Origin of the sequence: Desulfovibrio sp. 7SRBS1, assembly GCF_049723905.1 — a bacterium.
GTDB lineage: Bacteria > Desulfobacterota > Desulfovibrionia > Desulfovibrionales > Desulfovibrionaceae.
On record NZ_JBJKFD010000001.1, the window covers coordinates 4,220,877 to 4,236,028 of the forward strand.

General features: G+C 51.0%; 15 protein-coding genes and 3 tRNA genes. 16 read left to right on the forward strand and 2 right to left on the reverse strand.

Translation table 11 applies throughout. The annotated features are described in order from the left end of the window. Positions 1 to 67: 67 nt before the first annotated feature. Positions 68 to 143, forward strand: a tRNA-Val gene (locus ACI0FJ_RS18560). 6 nt (positions 144 to 149) lie between these two features. Beyond that, positions 150 to 226: transfer RNA gene (locus ACI0FJ_RS18565), tRNA-Asp, on the forward strand. 406 nt (positions 227 to 632) lie between these two features. On the opposite strand, the gene ACI0FJ_RS18570 is transcribed toward ACI0FJ_RS18565, so the two are convergent. Beyond that, a complete protein-coding gene (locus ACI0FJ_RS18570; protein ID WP_424305904.1) occupies positions 633 to 2,579 on the reverse strand; it encodes a methyl-accepting chemotaxis protein in 1,947 nt (648 codons plus the stop codon). 1,087 nt (positions 2,580 to 3,666) lie between these two features. On the opposite strand from ACI0FJ_RS18570, the gene ACI0FJ_RS18575 reads away from it, so the two are divergent. After that, positions 3,667 to 3,743, forward strand: a tRNA-Asp gene (locus ACI0FJ_RS18575). Between the two features lie 1,377 nt (positions 3,744 to 5,120). Here the strand turns inward: ACI0FJ_RS18575 and ACI0FJ_RS18580 are convergent. Next, complete coding sequence (locus ACI0FJ_RS18580; RefSeq protein ID WP_424305906.1) at positions 5,121 to 5,654, reverse strand: helix-turn-helix domain-containing protein; 534 nt, start codon at positions 5,652 to 5,654, stop codon at positions 5,121 to 5,123. Between the two features lie 220 nt (positions 5,655 to 5,874). On the opposite strand from ACI0FJ_RS18580, the gene ACI0FJ_RS18585 reads away from it, so the two are divergent. The 13 genes from ACI0FJ_RS18585 (at position 5,875) to ACI0FJ_RS18645 (ending at position 14,861) form a co-directional block, all read left to right on the forward strand. Continuing rightward, positions 5,875 to 6,315, forward strand: a complete 441-nt coding sequence (locus ACI0FJ_RS18585) for a hypothetical protein (RefSeq protein WP_424305908.1) — start codon at positions 5,875 to 5,877, stop codon at positions 6,313 to 6,315. Beyond that, positions 6,312 to 6,566 (forward strand): hypothetical protein, encoded by a 255-nt coding sequence (locus ACI0FJ_RS18590; protein WP_424305909.1) that lies wholly within the window; start codon positions 6,312 to 6,314, stop codon positions 6,564 to 6,566. Before ACI0FJ_RS18585 ends, ACI0FJ_RS18590 begins: the two co-directional genes overlap by 4 nt. Then, entirely contained in the window at positions 6,566 to 6,853 is a 288-nt protein-coding gene (locus ACI0FJ_RS18595; RefSeq protein WP_424305911.1) for a hypothetical protein, read from the forward strand. Before ACI0FJ_RS18590 ends, ACI0FJ_RS18595 begins: the two co-directional genes overlap by 1 nt. A 22-nt stretch (positions 6,854 to 6,875) precedes the next feature. Next, a complete protein-coding gene (locus ACI0FJ_RS18600) occupies positions 6,876 to 9,035 on the forward strand; it encodes a transposase (RefSeq protein WP_424305913.1) in 2,160 nt (719 codons plus the stop codon). Between the two features lie 2 nt (positions 9,036 to 9,037). After that, positions 9,038 to 9,721, forward strand: a complete 684-nt coding sequence (locus tag ACI0FJ_RS18605) for an AAA family ATPase (RefSeq protein ID WP_424305915.1) — start codon at positions 9,038 to 9,040, stop codon at positions 9,719 to 9,721. After that, complete coding sequence (locus tag ACI0FJ_RS18610) at positions 9,721 to 10,524, forward strand: hypothetical protein (protein ID WP_424305916.1); 804 nt, start codon at positions 9,721 to 9,723, stop codon at positions 10,522 to 10,524. Before ACI0FJ_RS18605 ends, ACI0FJ_RS18610 begins: the two co-directional genes overlap by 1 nt. Beyond that, the gene (locus ACI0FJ_RS18615) at positions 10,525 to 10,770 is read left to right on the forward strand and encodes a hypothetical protein (RefSeq protein WP_424305918.1); all 246 of its coding nucleotides are present in this window, start codon (positions 10,525 to 10,527) and stop codon (positions 10,768 to 10,770) included. Between the two features lie 138 nt (positions 10,771 to 10,908). Then, positions 10,909 to 11,136 (forward strand): hypothetical protein, encoded by a 228-nt coding sequence (locus ACI0FJ_RS18620; protein ID WP_424305920.1) that lies wholly within the window; start codon positions 10,909 to 10,911, stop codon positions 11,134 to 11,136. Positions 11,137 to 11,388: 252 nt separating this feature from the next. Continuing rightward, positions 11,389 to 11,634 carry a hypothetical protein gene (locus tag ACI0FJ_RS18625; RefSeq protein WP_424305921.1) on the forward strand — a complete coding sequence of 82 codons (246 nt, stop codon included), beginning with the start codon at positions 11,389 to 11,391 and terminating at the stop codon, positions 11,632 to 11,634. 11 nt (positions 11,635 to 11,645) lie between these two features. Next, complete coding sequence (locus ACI0FJ_RS18630) at positions 11,646 to 12,254, forward strand: DUF3164 family protein (RefSeq protein WP_424305923.1); 609 nt, start codon at positions 11,646 to 11,648, stop codon at positions 12,252 to 12,254. A gap of 56 nt (positions 12,255 to 12,310) precedes the next feature. Continuing rightward, the gene (gene dnaB, locus ACI0FJ_RS18635; RefSeq protein ID WP_424305925.1) at positions 12,311 to 13,657 is read left to right on the forward strand and encodes a replicative DNA helicase; all 1,347 of its coding nucleotides are present in this window, start codon (positions 12,311 to 12,313) and stop codon (positions 13,655 to 13,657) included. Next, positions 13,654 to 14,430, forward strand: a complete 777-nt coding sequence (locus tag ACI0FJ_RS18640; protein WP_424305927.1) for a phosphoadenosine phosphosulfate reductase family protein — start codon at positions 13,654 to 13,656, stop codon at positions 14,428 to 14,430. The genes dnaB and ACI0FJ_RS18640 overlap by 4 nt, the downstream gene beginning before the upstream one ends. Further along, positions 14,427 to 14,861, forward strand: a complete 435-nt coding sequence (locus tag ACI0FJ_RS18645; RefSeq protein WP_424305928.1) for a regulatory protein GemA — start codon at positions 14,427 to 14,429, stop codon at positions 14,859 to 14,861. The genes ACI0FJ_RS18640 and ACI0FJ_RS18645 overlap by 4 nt, the downstream gene beginning before the upstream one ends. The last annotated feature ends 291 nt before the right edge of the window (positions 14,862 to 15,152 follow it).

The window sequence follows — 15,152 nt, forward strand, 5'->3', positions numbered from 1 at the left end:
TTCGCAGAATTTTTTGAAATAAGTGTTGACAAGGTCGGGGTCTGCAGATAGTTAGCATGTCCCGTTCGGGCGAATAGCTCAGTTGGGAGAGCATCGGCCTTACAAGCCGAGGGTCACAGGTTCGAGCCCTGTTTCGCCTACCAAACAGTGGAGCGGTAGTTAAGTCGGTTATAACGCCGGCCTGTCACGCCGGAGGCCGCGGGTTCGAGTCCCGTCCGCTCCGCCACTTTTCCAGAAAGGACATCAGTCGTAAGGCTTGGTGTCCTTTCTTTTTTTGCGGCCTGTAAGAAGAAGGGCCGCGGGTTGATCGCGGCACGTCCTGTGCCGCGCCCCTGCGGGCGGCTTCGCGTAGGCTCCGCCGTCCGATTTTGTCATCCTGCAAAATCGTCGAGTCCCGTCCGCTCCGCCACTTTTTCAGAAAGGACACCAGTCATGAGGCTTGGTGTCCTTTCTTTTTTTGCGGCCTGTAAAAGAAAGGCCGCGGGTTGATCGCGGCACGTCCTGTGCCGCGCCCCTGCGGGCGGCTTCGCATGGCTCCGCCGTCCGATTTTGCCAAAGAAAAAGCGCATCATGAAGATTCATAACGCGCTTTGAGCTACCTGCTCCGATAAAAAAGTTGGCTAGGCTTCGCTTCAGGACATGAATTTATTGGAGAGTTGCAGCAGTTCGCCAGACACCTGGGCCAGGTTGCGGGTGGCGTCTGCGGATTGGGTTGCCCCATCCTTTGCCTTGCCGATGAATTGGGCGATATCGTCCACGCTGGTATTGATCTGCTCTGCAGCTGCCGATTGTTCTTCTGCTGCCGTGGCAATTTGCGCTACCCGCTCGCTGATGTTCTCAATGCTGGCCATGATCTTTTGCAGCGCTTCAACGGCCAGAGACGACGACTGGCTGCTTTGCTCAACCTGCTCCTTGGTCTTGCCCATGGAATTTGCCGAGTTGTGGGCTCCGTTCTGAATTTGGACAACCGCAGCCTCTACTTCCTTGGTTGCCGTCATTGTTTTTTCCGCCAGCTTGCGTACCTCGTCCGCAACCACGGCAAAGCCACGTCCGGCATCTCCGGCGCGTGCCGCTTCAATGGCGGCATTGAGGGCAAGGAGGTTGGTCTGGTCGGCGATGTCGTTGATTACGTTTATGATGCGGCCGATTTCACCTGCCTGTTCGTTCAGCTCGGCAATAACCTGCTCCAATTCTTCAGCGGAGTCGGCAACTCCTGTGATGGACCCCATGGCCTCGCGGACCAGATCCACACCCCCACGTGTCGATTCCGTGGCGGTCTGCGCGGTTTGTGATGTGGACGAGGCATTGGAGGCCACGTTCACTACGGAATGCGTCATCTGCTCCATTGCAGCCGCTACCTGCTCGGCCCGCTCTTTCTGGCTGACGACTCCTCTGGCCTGTTCCTCGGAAGTTGAAGACAGCTGGTCTGTGGCCGAAGCGACTCGTTCCGCAAGAGCGTGGATCTGTGCACCCAATTCCGCCATTGTTTTGGTTTGTTGTTCCGCGATGGTCTTTTGCCGGTCTGCCTCATGCATGGCCGTTTCGGCTGCATTTTTCGATTCAAGTGCTTCTTCACTTCTTCTGTGGGCTTCATCCATTTTGGTTTTGAGATTTTCCACCATGGCCATGATTGAGTTTTTAAGCCGCTCCAACGAGATGGAGAAATTCCCTTCCGGCTTTGCATTCAGATTTCCTTGCGCGACCTCTTCGGCGTACAGCACAAGGTGTTTCAGAGATGCCAGAATGGACCGTGCACTCATAAATACGACCAGCAAAGCCAGAATAGTGGCGATAATTGTGGCGATAATCGCTTGAATACGGGCCCCTTTATAGGAGTCCATGCGGATTTCGAGCAAGGCATCCAGGTTTTTGGCACAGACATCCCAAAGGTGCAAAGTTGTCGTTGATGTCTGCTGCAGATTTTCGGCAAAAGCACACTCCTGTCCCGCGTCTATTTTTTCGGTACAGTCGAGAAGTCGCTTGGCAGCCTTTTGAAATTCGACAAGGGCCGCAGGTATGCTCTGCTGCATTGCCTCATAGCGGCCATAAAAATGGGCATCTTCATTCAGCGCGGTCTCAATGGAGCCGGCAATCCGTTCGATATCGTTGTTGATGAGCCGGGAGGTGACAGCCAGCTGGAATTTTTCCGTGGCTGCTCCTATTTTGCGTTGGTGGACATTTACCGCCAGTTCGGTGAGATGCTGGATGGCTTGGGGGATGCCCAGCAGAGTGACATCCATCAGATAATAGCTGTCCAGGTCGGGATCGAGTATCAGGTTGGACGTATCTCCGGCATGGGCGATTACTTTGGAGAGCAATGTAAGAAAGTCGTCTGCGGACTTCGCCTTGTTGCCGGAGGCGGAAACAGTGTTTTTCCATGCCTGTGCAAGGTTGGCGTACGCGAGTTTCGACTTCTTTTGGCTTGCAAGCTGCTCCTTGGTGAATTGAAGGTCCATACCGTATTGCTGGTCTATGGGCTTCAGGTCGGCAACGGATTTGCTTATTATGGACGATTTTTTCGCAACTTCCTGGCGATCCTGTTGCAATATCCCCAGCGTGTAGTTTGGAAAAGCCGCCATTGCACGCATTAAAGGACGCTGGTAGGCGTTTCCATATACTTCAAGTTTGGAAAAGCGAATGTCGTAATTTATTCCACTTACTGCATAATACAGTAGTACCCCTATAGGTAGAATAAAAATAATACTGGACAATATAAGCTTGTTTCTAATGTTTGTTTGATCAAAAAATTTCATTTATTACCCCCCTCATGAAATAAATTTGAAAAAACAGTAATAGAGACATCTTTTTGTGTATTGATCATGTTTCGTCTCGTCTGTTTTTGCATGCTTTCATGAAAGCTCTAATTGTTTTTTCAAGTTTTATGGTCGTTTATCATTAAAATTGTTATTATACATTTTTTATATAAAAAATTAATGCTTGAATTGTGTAGTTATTTCGAATTTTTTTAGTTTTGTGTAAATATATTAAAAATATTTTAATAATATCTCAAAAAAAATCTAAATAAGATTGTTTAATGCGTTGTATTTTGTGAAAGTAAACATTATTTTTCTTTTTTTTAGAGTATGTAGTTTGTATTTTTGTTTTTATTTTTAGTAAATATAATTATAAAAGTCTTTTTTAAAGAAAAACAATTTATAAGATCATTTTATAATGAAAATTCAAGTTTACTCTTTTATATATGGATGATGATTTGTAATATTTCAAGTGGTAGTAAAATGAAATAAATCAGGAAATTATTTGCGTATTATATGTTTGTTCTTTTTTGTGCTTATTACAATAATGTAGTAAATTGTCTCGCCTTGATACTGTTTTCATTGAAGAGGATGCACATGCCTTTTTTATTGTGTAATTTTAGAGATATTAAGTGAACCCTTGCCAAGTTGGGTCCCCTTGAATATCCGCATGTAATGCGCCATGCAGTCGAGACATTGATTCCTTTATGTGCAGAAAAATTTTTAAGGTACAAAATCGTAGTATATATTTATCCTCACATAGGGAGGAGGAACGTGCTGTTCAGCCACGTGAAGGGGAGCGTTGGAGAAAAAAACAATTGGGCGTGCGAAACAAGTTGACGAGTAAGGGGGCTCCTGCTAGGACTACCCCTCCGCTGAACATCTCCTGCTGGAGATTTCAGCAACCAAATGCGGAGCGGTAGTTAAGCTGGTTATAACGCCGGCCTGTCACGCCGGAGGCCGCGGGTTCGAGTCCCGTCCGCTCCGCCATCTGAAGATCAAAGGACCAGTTACGTATGTAATTGGTCCTTTTCTTTTTGCGGCCTGAGGAAGAAGGGCCGCGGGTTGATCGCGGCACGTCCTGTGCCGCGCCCCTGTAGGGGGTCACTTAAAATGAGAAACGGCGGGACACCTAGATTTGATGGTACCGACATGGGACCAACGTAGGACTGGCGCGGGTCCAGGGCGGACGGTGAAATAAAAAAAGCGGCGAAAAGCAAGATGAGAAAAACTTGCGATTTCGTCGCTTTTTTTGCAGGTAAAATGAGAATTTTTAGAGCGGGTTTTTAGGGCCTAGGCCGCATGGCTCATGGTGATTGCTAATTGAGACGGGCAAAAGTTTTTTGCCTGAACTTTTGCAAAAACTTTTACCTTATGATTTCTCATAACATATTGAAATAGAATGCTAATAATTTATTTCTAAAAAAGTTAAGTTTTACCCCCAAACCTATCTTAAACGATGGTTCAAAGAACCATTTTAGCGTGGCCGGTGACGGCTGTCTTGTTGCCTAGCGGTTTCGTTGTTCTGCGCGTGAACTCCGAAATAATCTGCGAAATGCTTATATCTTACAGAGTGAAATGATTTCAATGTGATACGAGGTATTTGTTAAATTTGAAGTACGAAAAACCTGAAACGCCTGGCTATTCGGTTTCGGGCTGTATGTGCTTGATCGTGAACAGGTTATCAGTTTCGCGGTTCCACTCGTTTAGCATCTTCTTTTGTTCTGGATTTAGCCAGATAGGATGCACCCACCTATCACACGGGTACTTATTCCCTGTGAAATCCTCAGAATACGCTAAGATAACACTCCACTCATTATTATACAGGAAGTGGATAGTGCGAGTCATAGTACATTTTTCTATTTCAAATCGTGTAAAGCATTGGATTTGATTTTCATTATGGTGGCAGTCTCCACTAGATATAGTCCTTTTGGTTCCTGGTCTCGGTGCTAAATATTTGTTTTTGTCTTTTAATACACCAACGGTGATAAAAGGATTTTTATGTATAGAATATACATTGCCTGTATATGGAAGGTTATGGATTCTTCGGGTTATTTTCCCTCTATATGTAAAGTCTTTTGGAATCTCAACGGTAAGTGTTTCGGCGTCGTCGATAGATATTATCGATGTTGTTTCATTGTATGCTACTTTGGAGGTACAGCCAGAAATACAAAATAGAGTTATGCTAATAAGTAAATAGAATATTTTCTTTAGCATTTTGACCACCTGATAAGTAGGGTTTCTGGGTATTTACAATTGTTGACTAATTTATCTATCTTTAAACTGTAAAATTTTTTCCAGGAATGGGCAGCGGGAATTGTAACACCGTGCCCTTCCTGGATTTCTTTTTTCGCTTACGCCCGCGACTTACGCAGTTTGAGCGTTGTTGAGCGTTGCGTCAGATGGTGCGGCACGGGCTTTTGCTTCAGCAAGTTGTTCCCGGAGAACACCATTCTCTTTCCATAGCGTTCTATTCTCAGCATTAACAGTTCTCAATTCTTTGGACAGCTCTCTCCTCTCAGACCGTTCCTGGGCTAGTTCCCTTTCAAGTTTTTCACATCGAGTGCATGAGCCACCGGTTACGGTTGGCTCGCCTTCTACATCTTGAGAAATGGATTCGTCGTAAGGAGTAGGACCACGCCCTAAAAGTAGCCAATTGGGGTCAACAGCCAGCTTTGAGCACAATAAGACAATAGCATCCCCTCCTGGAGTGATCTCGCCTCTCTCATAGCGGCCAAGAGTATTCTTGGGTATCCCTACTTTCTCGGAAAAAACAGCCTGAGAAAGGTCTCCCCGCAATAAACGTATTCTTTTGCCAATGCTCATAGAAGTATTGTCGCAGTTTTCCTCATGAACTCCGACAGAAACTACGACAGACAAAATTAAAGACAAAAATAGCATAACATGCTGTCATGTAAGTATTTTTCTCTTGACGTAGTTTAAATGCATAAAAATAAACAACGACACCCAATCAGGGTTAACACTGACCCTTTTTATGCACTAAATGGAGTCACAAGCGGTTGTGAATTGAACCTAAACAAACATCATCAACTTACAGCCGCAATATCCACCGGTCAACGGTCCATTTCGGACGAATGATCGAACCTCTGTGGACGGTAAAATGCGGCGAGCAACTCAACTCTCCCTTTTTGATGACGACCATGCGGCTGCCAGTTTGGCGAGCCTTCTTCCACTTGTGCGTTCTGCCATGAGTAGTGTTGCTGGTGGGTCGTCGTTATCCAGGGACCAAATTGCAGACCGACTTACCGAAGTGGCGCGTGCTGCGGGGATAAGCATTAGCCGTGGCAATGCCAAAAGCGTGAAGACAGCGACACTGGAAAAATGGCTTTCACCCGCCGCGCGGGAACATCCTCCATCGTTAACAGCGTTGGTAGCTTTTTGTCTGGTCACTAGGGATGTTCGACCTCTGGAGCCTATCCTTGCAACTCTTGGGTGCTCCATAATGACAAAAGAAGATCGCAAGTTACGTGATTATGGAGCAGCCATCTTGGCCGAACGTGAAGCAAAGAAAAAGAAAAGACAGCTGGAGGCTGAATTGTGAACGCGAATATCCATGCCGGAGTGGGAGCTGGGCGTTACCGTGATCCCTGGGGGATTCGTCGTTTTTTAGATGCCAACGGTAAAACAATGACGGACGTGGCTCGTACTTTAGACATTTCATCGCAAGCTGTCAGTGCAACCGTAAAAGGTGTGCGTAATAACCGCCGTGTACTGCGGCTATTGCGAGATATGGGTTGCCCAGCCAAAGCTTTGAGCCTGCCCGACGATCTAAAAGAGCAGGAGGTTGCGTAATGGCTATTGTTGCATGCTTGCAAAATATTCGGCGTGCTGACGGCTCTCGCGTTCTCATTACGTATTCTCAAGAAGACGCTGGCCTCGCTCCTGACGGGAGCTGGGATGAACTCGAGTGGGAGGCAGCACAGACAGAAATATATGCCCTCCCAGGCGTTTCTCTGCGAATCGCTTGGAAAGAAATTTATCGTTTTTTGCGCTGTATCGCCAAAGATAATGGCGGACTTGATTTGTACACCGGCTTTCTTCCTAGTGATCAAGTTCCGTTGCCAGACCGAGCGAACTAACTGTGGCGTCGGAGCGTTAGTAATGAAAAGAGCGTATATTTCCGTAGAGCTTGCCCAAATACTGCAAGTTGCCGAACGCTCAGTTCAGCGTCGGGCAAAACGTGAAGGGTGGACCTCCCGTCCTCGCATTGGCCGCGGCGGTGGTAACGAGTGGTTGACCGATGGCCTTCCTGCCGAGGTGCGGCGGAAAATCCAAGCACATGAACTTCAGGCCAGCGACGAATTTTTACCTACACGACATATCGACTCCGATGAAATATCGAAGCTGACCAGCCGCTGGGACAGTGCGCCAGAGTGGAGCCAAGAACGCGCCAAAGCGCGGTTGGCGGTAGTTGAAGCGGCTGACCGGTTTATCGCATCATGCCCCGGCAAGAAGACGGCTGCGGAAGTGAAGTTCTGCCGGTTGTACTCCAGCGATCCCGCGCAAGTGGGCGTATCCGCCGAGGTTGCCGCACACGTCAAAAAAATTTCTGCACCGAGTCTGCGCCGGTTCCGGTCGCTCTATCAAAAGCAAGGGCTAGCTGGGCTGCTTTCCGGACATGGAGCGAACAAGGGCAACCGTCTTGCTGTGACACCAGAAGTGCGCGTTTTCGTCTTGGCGAATCTGCAAGAACGCCCTCATATGACTGTCGCCATGCTCAAGAATACGGCTGACGGGATATTCGGCGACACTGCGCCGTCGGAAGCGACGATCCGACGTTTTGTTGAAGATTTCAAGGCTGACAATCCCCAGCTTTACGCACTGCTTGAGAACCCAAAGAACTGGAAAAACCAGTATCAAGCTGCGTTCGGCGACGCCTGCGACGCGGAATATTTCGGGCATGTGTGGGAGATGGACTCCACGCCTGCCGACGTAATGACGGCTGACGGCAAGAGGTGTTGCATCATCGGTTGTATCGACGTGTACAGCCGCCGTCTTGTGTTGCTTTGCGCCGAAACGTCCAAGGCCGTTAGTGTTGCCGCATGTATGCGCAAGGCAATGTTGCTCTGGGGCTTGCCTGCGACGATCCGTATGGACAACGGCGCGGATTATGCCAGCAAGCACGTTACCGCGATTCTGGGCGCATTCGGCATAACGCGCGACAATACCCGCCTATACCACGGGGAAGACAAGCCCTTCATTGAACGTGCCCTGGGTACATACACACACGGCTTGCATGAGCTTTTGCCGCATTACACCGGCCACGACGTGCGCCAGCGTGCCGCGTTGCGCGAACAGGCTACATGGGCAAAGCGGGTTATGGACCGGACAGCCGGGACCGTGGAAATCCCATTGACAATGGAGCAGCTTCAAGAGGCTACAAACAAGTGGTTGCCGTACTACGAAACCACTGAACGGCCAGAGCTGGGCGGGCTGCATCCGCTTGCCCGTGCTCATTCCTCACCTCGCCAACCTACCCGACTCGTGGACGAACGAATCCTTGATATTTTGCTGGCCCCGATTGGCCAGCGCACTGTTGGGAAGAAAGGAATCGCCTACCAGAACCGGCGGTTCAGCGCTGACGAGTTGGTCCCATTGGTCGGCAATGTTGTGGAGCTGCGAGAGGACGCGGAAAACGCCGGGCGGATTTACGTTTTTCAAAGGACAGGCCGCCGCGTGAAATTTATCTGCACAGCAACAGACGCCGCCTGGGATGGCGTGCGTGTGTCCTCATACAACGCGGCCCGGAAGCGGCATGAGCGCAATTTGCGCGATCAGGTGAAGAGCCTGAAGGTTTTATCCGAGACAATCGACGATCCCAGCAAAATTATTTTTGAAACCGGTGAAGCACGGGTTGAAACGTTTCAGGCTGAACGCGGCAACGTGAGGCCTTTCCAGGCCCAGGCCGACACGCCGGAAATACGGGCAGCGGCCCAGGCGTTTGCCGAATCTGAGCCAGAACTCGGCTTGGCCCAGCAGTATGGGCATGAAGCCGAACCGGAGCCAACAGAACCGGAATTACCGGACGGCGTTGTCAAATTACCTGTACCTACTGAGCGGCCTGCACCTGAGCCTATGCCGATGTTCAATACCCCGATTGAGGCGTTTGATTGGCTATGCACCAAAGAGGAACGGGACGGTGTGCTCTCCCCTGATCATTATGAATGGAAAAAAACGTTGGAGAAGTCCGACAGCGTCCGAGATATCTTGAAATTGCGTGCTGATACAGCAGCGCTGAGCAATGTTGAACGGAGGTTTTAGCAATGCGGAACGTGTTTGTGGAAACGGCTAACGTGCAAGCGTTTGTGAGTACTGCGCGGGACCTTGAACGGCGCACAGCCGGTGTACCTGGGCTTGCTCTGGTGCATGGGAATCGCGGCCTGGGCAAGACGCGCTCTGCGATTTGGTACGCGGCGCAGAACGGAGCGATTTACCTGCGTGCAAAAAGCGTGTGGTCGCCTTCCTGGATGCTGGAAGAACTGGCGGTTGAGCTGGGTGTGGTCCCGGCCAAAAGGAAGAAGGAGCTTTTTACAGCCGTTGAAAACGCGCTGAAAGAGCATCCGAGGCTTGTGATTATTGACGAGGCGAACGTACCTCCCACTGCCTGCATTGACTGCATACGCGACCTGCACGACCTGACTGAAGCCCCGATGTTGTTGATCGGCCACGAAGGGATTGTGACACGGCTGAAAAGGATGGGACCGTTCTTCGATAGGTTTCTTTACATCACGGAATTCAAGTCTTTGACCGCAAGTGATTTGCAGCGGTTTGCCCAGGTGTGCCTTGAGTTGCCGGTTGCCGAGGACACGCTGAACGAAGTGATACGCATAACCGGCGGGAATTTCAGGAAAGGCGTTGTTTTGCTGACCGGGGCAGAGGGACGCGCTGTTTTGAACCGCGCCAAGGCTATCGAAAATAAACACCTGAATGTGAAGAGGGTCGCCTGATGCAAGCGCCCCGGCAACGCATGTGGACCATAGTCCGCAAGTTGTCGCCTTCCGCCACAGTGGCGGACGTGGAGCAGCTTGCCGCTGTGGAAGTAATGGAAGCCCAAGCCTTTCTGAATAACCTGGAGCAGGCTGGATACGTGTCGCGGCGGGAGGGCAATTACGCACTGTGCCGCGATACCGGGCCTAATCCGCCTACTGAAATAAGTGTCCGGGCGCTGGCCGACGAGAACAACGGGGAAATCAACATCGTATCGGCCCAGCCTGACAATGCCTTGCAGCGGCTAAAAGGCAGTGCAGACAAAGCAGAATGCACGAGCTTGGTCGTGCTTTCCCTGGGAGAAAAGAAGCGATTTGACCTTCAGTACGCCATGGCTGCCAGCGGGTTGGACCGCAAAAAAACCCTGCGGGTGTTGAACAGATTGGAGCGCGAGGGGTTTCTCAAATTGGTTGACGAAACAAAACTGCGTAAGGGGTTTCGGGAGTTCGGGCCAGCCAAGAAAAATCCTATGTTCCAAATTGTGAAAGACCCGGCGAGTAGGCCCACGCGGCAGCCCAAGAAGGAAGTCGGACGGGACGTGCTCTGGCGGCTGATCCGACGAATGCGGCGCTTTACGTATGTGAGCCTGACAGAAGCGTCTGGCTGTACGCACGACTCGGTGCAGAATTTTGTGCGGCTGCTGGTGCGTGACGGCTGGGTACGCCAGGACGGGCAAGTCGGGCGCTGCTTGGAGTTCGTGATTGTGAACGATCCTGGCCCGGCGCGGCCTGTAACGCATGAACCGAAGAAACGGAGGGCGTGAATGTTGACTGAAAAGGCTGAACGAATTCAGGCAGGATTGTTGGCATTGGGTGATCAAGTGTCTCCCGCAGTTTGGGCGCTGATCCGTCCGTGCGTTGTTGATCAGGCCGGGCTTGTTGAGCAGCTACGGGAGCTTGAACAGCAGCTGGAGGTACCACAGCGTTTCATCATTGCTGAAAGGCCCCGTCGCTGCGGTCGGACTTGGCATCTCAGGCAGATATATGGGGGTGGTGATGATTTACGTTGATCGGCTTGATTACGCTTCGGTTATCCGACTGATCAAATCGAATTGGCGTGAGTTTGTTGAGTTGTGCGGCAGCGAGGCAAAAGCGGAAGACACGCTGGCGTCGTTGAAACGTGAAGTCGAACCGTAAGGGGGAAAGACATGGCTACTTACGAAATTGATATCACAAAACGCCTGACGCGAGTTGTTGAAGTAACCGTGCCCAATCATATCTCGAAAGATGAAGTCGAGAACTGGGCAGTTGAGCACAGCCAGGGGCGTGTGACTGATCTCGTGGCAGGCCAGGAGGTTTGTGTGTCTGCCGTCAGCACAATCCGCGATGACGAACATGATGCAGAGTACGAAGTTGCGGGTTTTACCCTCAAATAAAGGCAGCACGTTATGCGAAACACGCTTCAACACCACTTAAACCCGGCGCACGTCTACTGCCGACTGTGCGGCCTGGGCGTGTCTCGCCCTGTCGCGCGGCGCTGGGCTGGCGTGTGGGAGCGTGCGTACCGGCTCGTACTTTCAAAACGGGGAAAGCGAAATGTATCCACCAGCTTGGGTGATCTATCTCGTGCTGGCTCTATTGGACGGGGTGTCGATCTACTCGGTCGGGGTGTTGATAGGGAGGATGTAATGGCGAAGACGAAGGAGATGGTGGTGTTGGTTCGGAGTGGGCAAACGGATGGTGGCACGCCGTTGTTTCGTATTCTTGACGGTGTTAAGCGCTGTAAATTTTCTGGCGGAAAGAAAGAAGAATTTAAGCTTTTCAGCGCGTTTTCGTGCCCGGCGGGTGTGTTTTGCCCTGGCTGCCCACGGCGCTGCCGGTTGCCTGACGACGTAGAAGCAAAGAGCACTTTTGCAGTGGATGTACTGAGATAATGGAGGACACTATGCAATCAACAGAACAGTATTTGACTGACTCCCAGGGGCGGCTTGTGCCTTTGGACCACGTTTCTGAATACGATCAGTTACGGAATGAGCTTGTCGATAAGCTTGTAGATAAAGCCAAGGTGCAGCAAATCTGTTTGGGCACATTTAAAAAAGCGGCTTTGCAAGACATTCAAGCTTTGGTCGAAATTGCAGCCGATGACTACGGAGCGAAAATCGGCGGCAAGAAAGGAAATATCACGCTGACGTCGTTTGACGGACGGCGCAAGGCCGTTGTGAGTATCAATGACTATCTGACCTTTGACGAAAAGCTGGTCGTTGCAAAAGAGCTGATCGACGAATGCCTGAAAGAGTGGACAAAAGATGCCCGGTCTGAGCTTCAGGTTTTGGTCGGTGATGCTTTTCAGGTTGATAAGAAAGGCAGGATTTCCACCGCCAGGGTGTTGAGCCTGCTCAAGCTTGAGTTCGATGATGAACGCTGGCTGGAAGCCATGCGTGCAATCAAAGACAGCCTGACTGTTGAATACAGCAAGTCATACGTCCGTTTCTACGAACGTAGCGGCATTGACTCGCAGTGGACCCCGATTTCCTTGGACATCTCCAAGCTTTAGGGGCCGACATGAATTCCGCTGCCCCTTATAGACATCAAGCTCCCGCAGGCCGGGCATTGTCCCGGCCTGATTGGGCAGGACATACGCCGCCGCAAAATCTCCAAGCCGAGATGGCTGTGTTGGGTGGCGTGTTCCTCAAGGGCAGTATCTTTCATTCACTGGTGGATATGCTGGGCGAGGACGATTTCTATTCGCCTGTTCACAGACAAATTTTCAATACGTTCAAGGACCTGTACGCGGCGAATACGCCTGTTGATCTTGTCACTGTTGCCGATCATCTCAAAAAGCTGGGGAAGCTCCAGGACGTGGGCGGCCATGCATATTTGGCCGACATTGCGGCGGCGGTCGTCAGTGCGTCCAATGCAATGGCGTATGCGCGGATCGTCAAGCAGGACTCGGTCAAGCGGCAATTGATCGACGCAGGCATGGAGATCATTAAGGAGAGTTTTGAGTCTGCGGACGATGCCGAAAGCTTGGTGGATAAGGCGCAACAGGCGGTGTTCAAGGTTGCTGAACAGCACGCGGCCCAGGACTACAGCGCAAGTACGGACCTCGTACAAACAATTTTCACGCAACTTGAGAAACGGGCTGCCAGTCGTGACATGATAACCGGCGTCACAACCGGCTTTACACGGCTCAACGAGATGACCGCCGGGTTGCAGCCGACGGACTTAATCATTGTGGCCGCAAGGCCGAGCATGGGCAAAACCGCCTTCGCACTCAGCATGGCATTTAACGCCGCGACCAACGGTGTGCAGGACGTGCCCACGGCTATTTTCTCCCTGGAAATGAGCAAGGAACAGCTCATGCAGCGGCTTATGTGTATCGCCGGGGGCGTAGATTTGAAGCGGCTGCGGACGGGCCAGCTGGACGACGAGGACTGGAACAAGCTTTACACTGCGGGTGACATACTGACCGGTGCGCCCCTCTTCATTGACGACACGCCAGCGCTCAGTGTGATGGAGCTGCGTGCCCGGTGTCGTCGGCTCAAGATGGAGAGAGGGTTGGGCCTCATTCTGGTGGATTATCTCCAGCTCATGCGCGCCGGGCGGCGGATTGATTCGCGAGAGCAAGAAATTTCCGAGATTTCGCGCAATCTCAAAGCGCTGGCAAAGGAACTGGACGTGCCTGTGGTGGCGCTCTCCCAGCTCAACCGGAAAGTCGAGGAGCGTGCCGACCGTCGGCCCCTGCTCTCCGATCTGCGCGAGTCTGGTGCTATTGAGCAGGACGCGGACATCATCATGTTTATCTACCGCGACGAAGTCTACAACAAGGAATCGCCCAAAAAGGGTGTGGCAAACATCATCATCGGCAAGCAGCGAAATGGGCCTGTGGGTGAAATTGAACTGGCGTTTGTGGGGCAGAGTACGAAGTTTGCTGATTTAGCGTGGGGGCAGGCATGAGCGTCCAGAACATTGTTAGCTTCAGCGGTGGAAAAGATTCATCCGCTTTAGTGCTGAAAAGCCTGGAGAAAGGATTGCCTATTCACGCCCTTCATCATTTTGATGGGGGGTGGGAATTCCCGCAAATGCAGGATCATCTGGATAAATTCGAGAATTATACCGGCATCCCTATCCTGCGAATCAAGCCGAAAGAGAATTTTGAATATTGGATGCTGGAGCGACCTGTCATAGCTCGTACGGGACCATTAAAGGGGCAGTTGCGCGGGGTTGGGCACGGCTGGCCTAGTTGGACTCGCCGCTGGTGTACCCGACAAAAAGCCGTCTATTTGGACAAGGCTGTTGCAGATTTATCCAACCCCGTGAAACTGATCGGCTTTGCCGCTGACGAAGAACACCGTGCGCGACGAGGAATGAACAAAAAAGGTCGTTATGCGAAATATGTCGCACGATACCCGTTGATGGAATGGGGAGTTACCGAATCTGACGCATTGGCTATTTGTAAGCGGCATGGGTTCGATTGGGGGGGGCTATACGATATTTTCCCGCGCGTATCGTGTTTTTGCTGCCCTTTGCAAAGTGTGGGTGAGTTGAAAAAACTGCGGCTATACTTTCCCGATTTATGGGCAAGAATGCTGAAGTGGGATTCGGCCAGAGGTAAACACAACAAGGGCTTTTTGCATTATCGGACAGTACACGATTTAGAGTGCAGATTTTCCTGGGAAGATTACCAGTTAAGTCTCCTCAGTCTGATTTCCAGAAGGAAAGTCGCATGAGTGATAAAATCAAGCGGTTGCGGCAGAAGGTTCGGGCGGCCCAGCATCGCCTCGGAATCGCTGATACCGACTATAGGTCGATCCTGGCCGAGCGGTACGATGTTGAGTCTACAAAACAGCTTTCAATCGCCCAGCTTGCCGACCTGATGAATCATTTCATTGCCGTTGGTCGGGGGGATCAGCCTGCCGCGCCGCGTAAGCGCGATTGGATTGAGATACCAGATTCAGACCCAAACGTCCGGCAGAAGCGGAAAATATTAGCAATGTGCCAAAGCCTGGGCTGGTCGTTTGCTTATTTAAACGAACGGATCAAAAAGCAGTTTGGAGTCGAGCATATTAAATTTTTACGTGACCAGTCGGCGCTCCAGACTTTGGGCAAAGACATGGTGAACCGTATGAACAAAAGTGGACAGGACCCTTACCCGTATTGATGTTGTGGATACATTGCGATCTGAAATTATGGCCCGGTTCGGAACGGTCTATCGGTTTTGTAGAGTATCCGGGCTGAACAAGAGCACTGTGTATATGACGCTTGCCGGGGCGTACCCTGGCAATGTTGAACGGCAGATAGCGAGAATCAGGGCCGTCCTGGATGGCCCGGAGGACCACGCCGAGGCGGTTTATAGAGCGATCAAAAGAGTGGCGTGCAGGCGGTGCAAAAAGCGTGGGTTGTGCAGTTTGTGTGATCCGTTGTTTCGTGAGCAGGCGGCGGCGGTGTTGGA

Coding starts and splice junctions, on each gene's coding strand:
- ACI0FJ_RS18570 (WP_424305904.1), bottom strand. CDS start 2,579: ATGGCGGCTTTTCCAAACTACACGCTGGGGATATTGCAACAGGATCGC.
- ACI0FJ_RS18580 (WP_424305906.1), bottom strand. CDS start 5,654: ATGCTATTTTTGTCTTTAATTTTGTCTGTCGTAGTTTCTGTCGGAGTT.
- ACI0FJ_RS18585 (WP_424305908.1), top strand. CDS start 5,875: ATGCGGCGAGCAACTCAACTCTCCCTTTTTGATGACGACCATGCGGCT.
- ACI0FJ_RS18595 (WP_424305911.1), top strand. CDS start 6,566: ATGGCTATTGTTGCATGCTTGCAAAATATTCGGCGTGCTGACGGCTCT.
- ACI0FJ_RS18600 (WP_424305913.1), top strand. CDS start 6,876: ATGAAAAGAGCGTATATTTCCGTAGAGCTTGCCCAAATACTGCAAGTT.
- ACI0FJ_RS18605 (WP_424305915.1), top strand. CDS start 9,038: ATGCGGAACGTGTTTGTGGAAACGGCTAACGTGCAAGCGTTTGTGAGT.
- ACI0FJ_RS18610 (WP_424305916.1), top strand. CDS start 9,721: ATGCAAGCGCCCCGGCAACGCATGTGGACCATAGTCCGCAAGTTGTCG.
- ACI0FJ_RS18615 (WP_424305918.1), top strand. CDS start 10,525: ATGTTGACTGAAAAGGCTGAACGAATTCAGGCAGGATTGTTGGCATTG.
- ACI0FJ_RS18620 (WP_424305920.1), top strand. CDS start 10,909: ATGGCTACTTACGAAATTGATATCACAAAACGCCTGACGCGAGTTGTT.
- ACI0FJ_RS18625 (WP_424305921.1), top strand. CDS start 11,389: ATGGCGAAGACGAAGGAGATGGTGGTGTTGGTTCGGAGTGGGCAAACG.
- ACI0FJ_RS18630 (WP_424305923.1), top strand. CDS start 11,646: ATGCAATCAACAGAACAGTATTTGACTGACTCCCAGGGGCGGCTTGTG.
- ACI0FJ_RS18640 (WP_424305927.1), top strand. CDS start 13,654: ATGAGCGTCCAGAACATTGTTAGCTTCAGCGGTGGAAAAGATTCATCC.
- ACI0FJ_RS18645 (WP_424305928.1), top strand. CDS start 14,427: ATGAGTGATAAAATCAAGCGGTTGCGGCAGAAGGTTCGGGCGGCCCAG.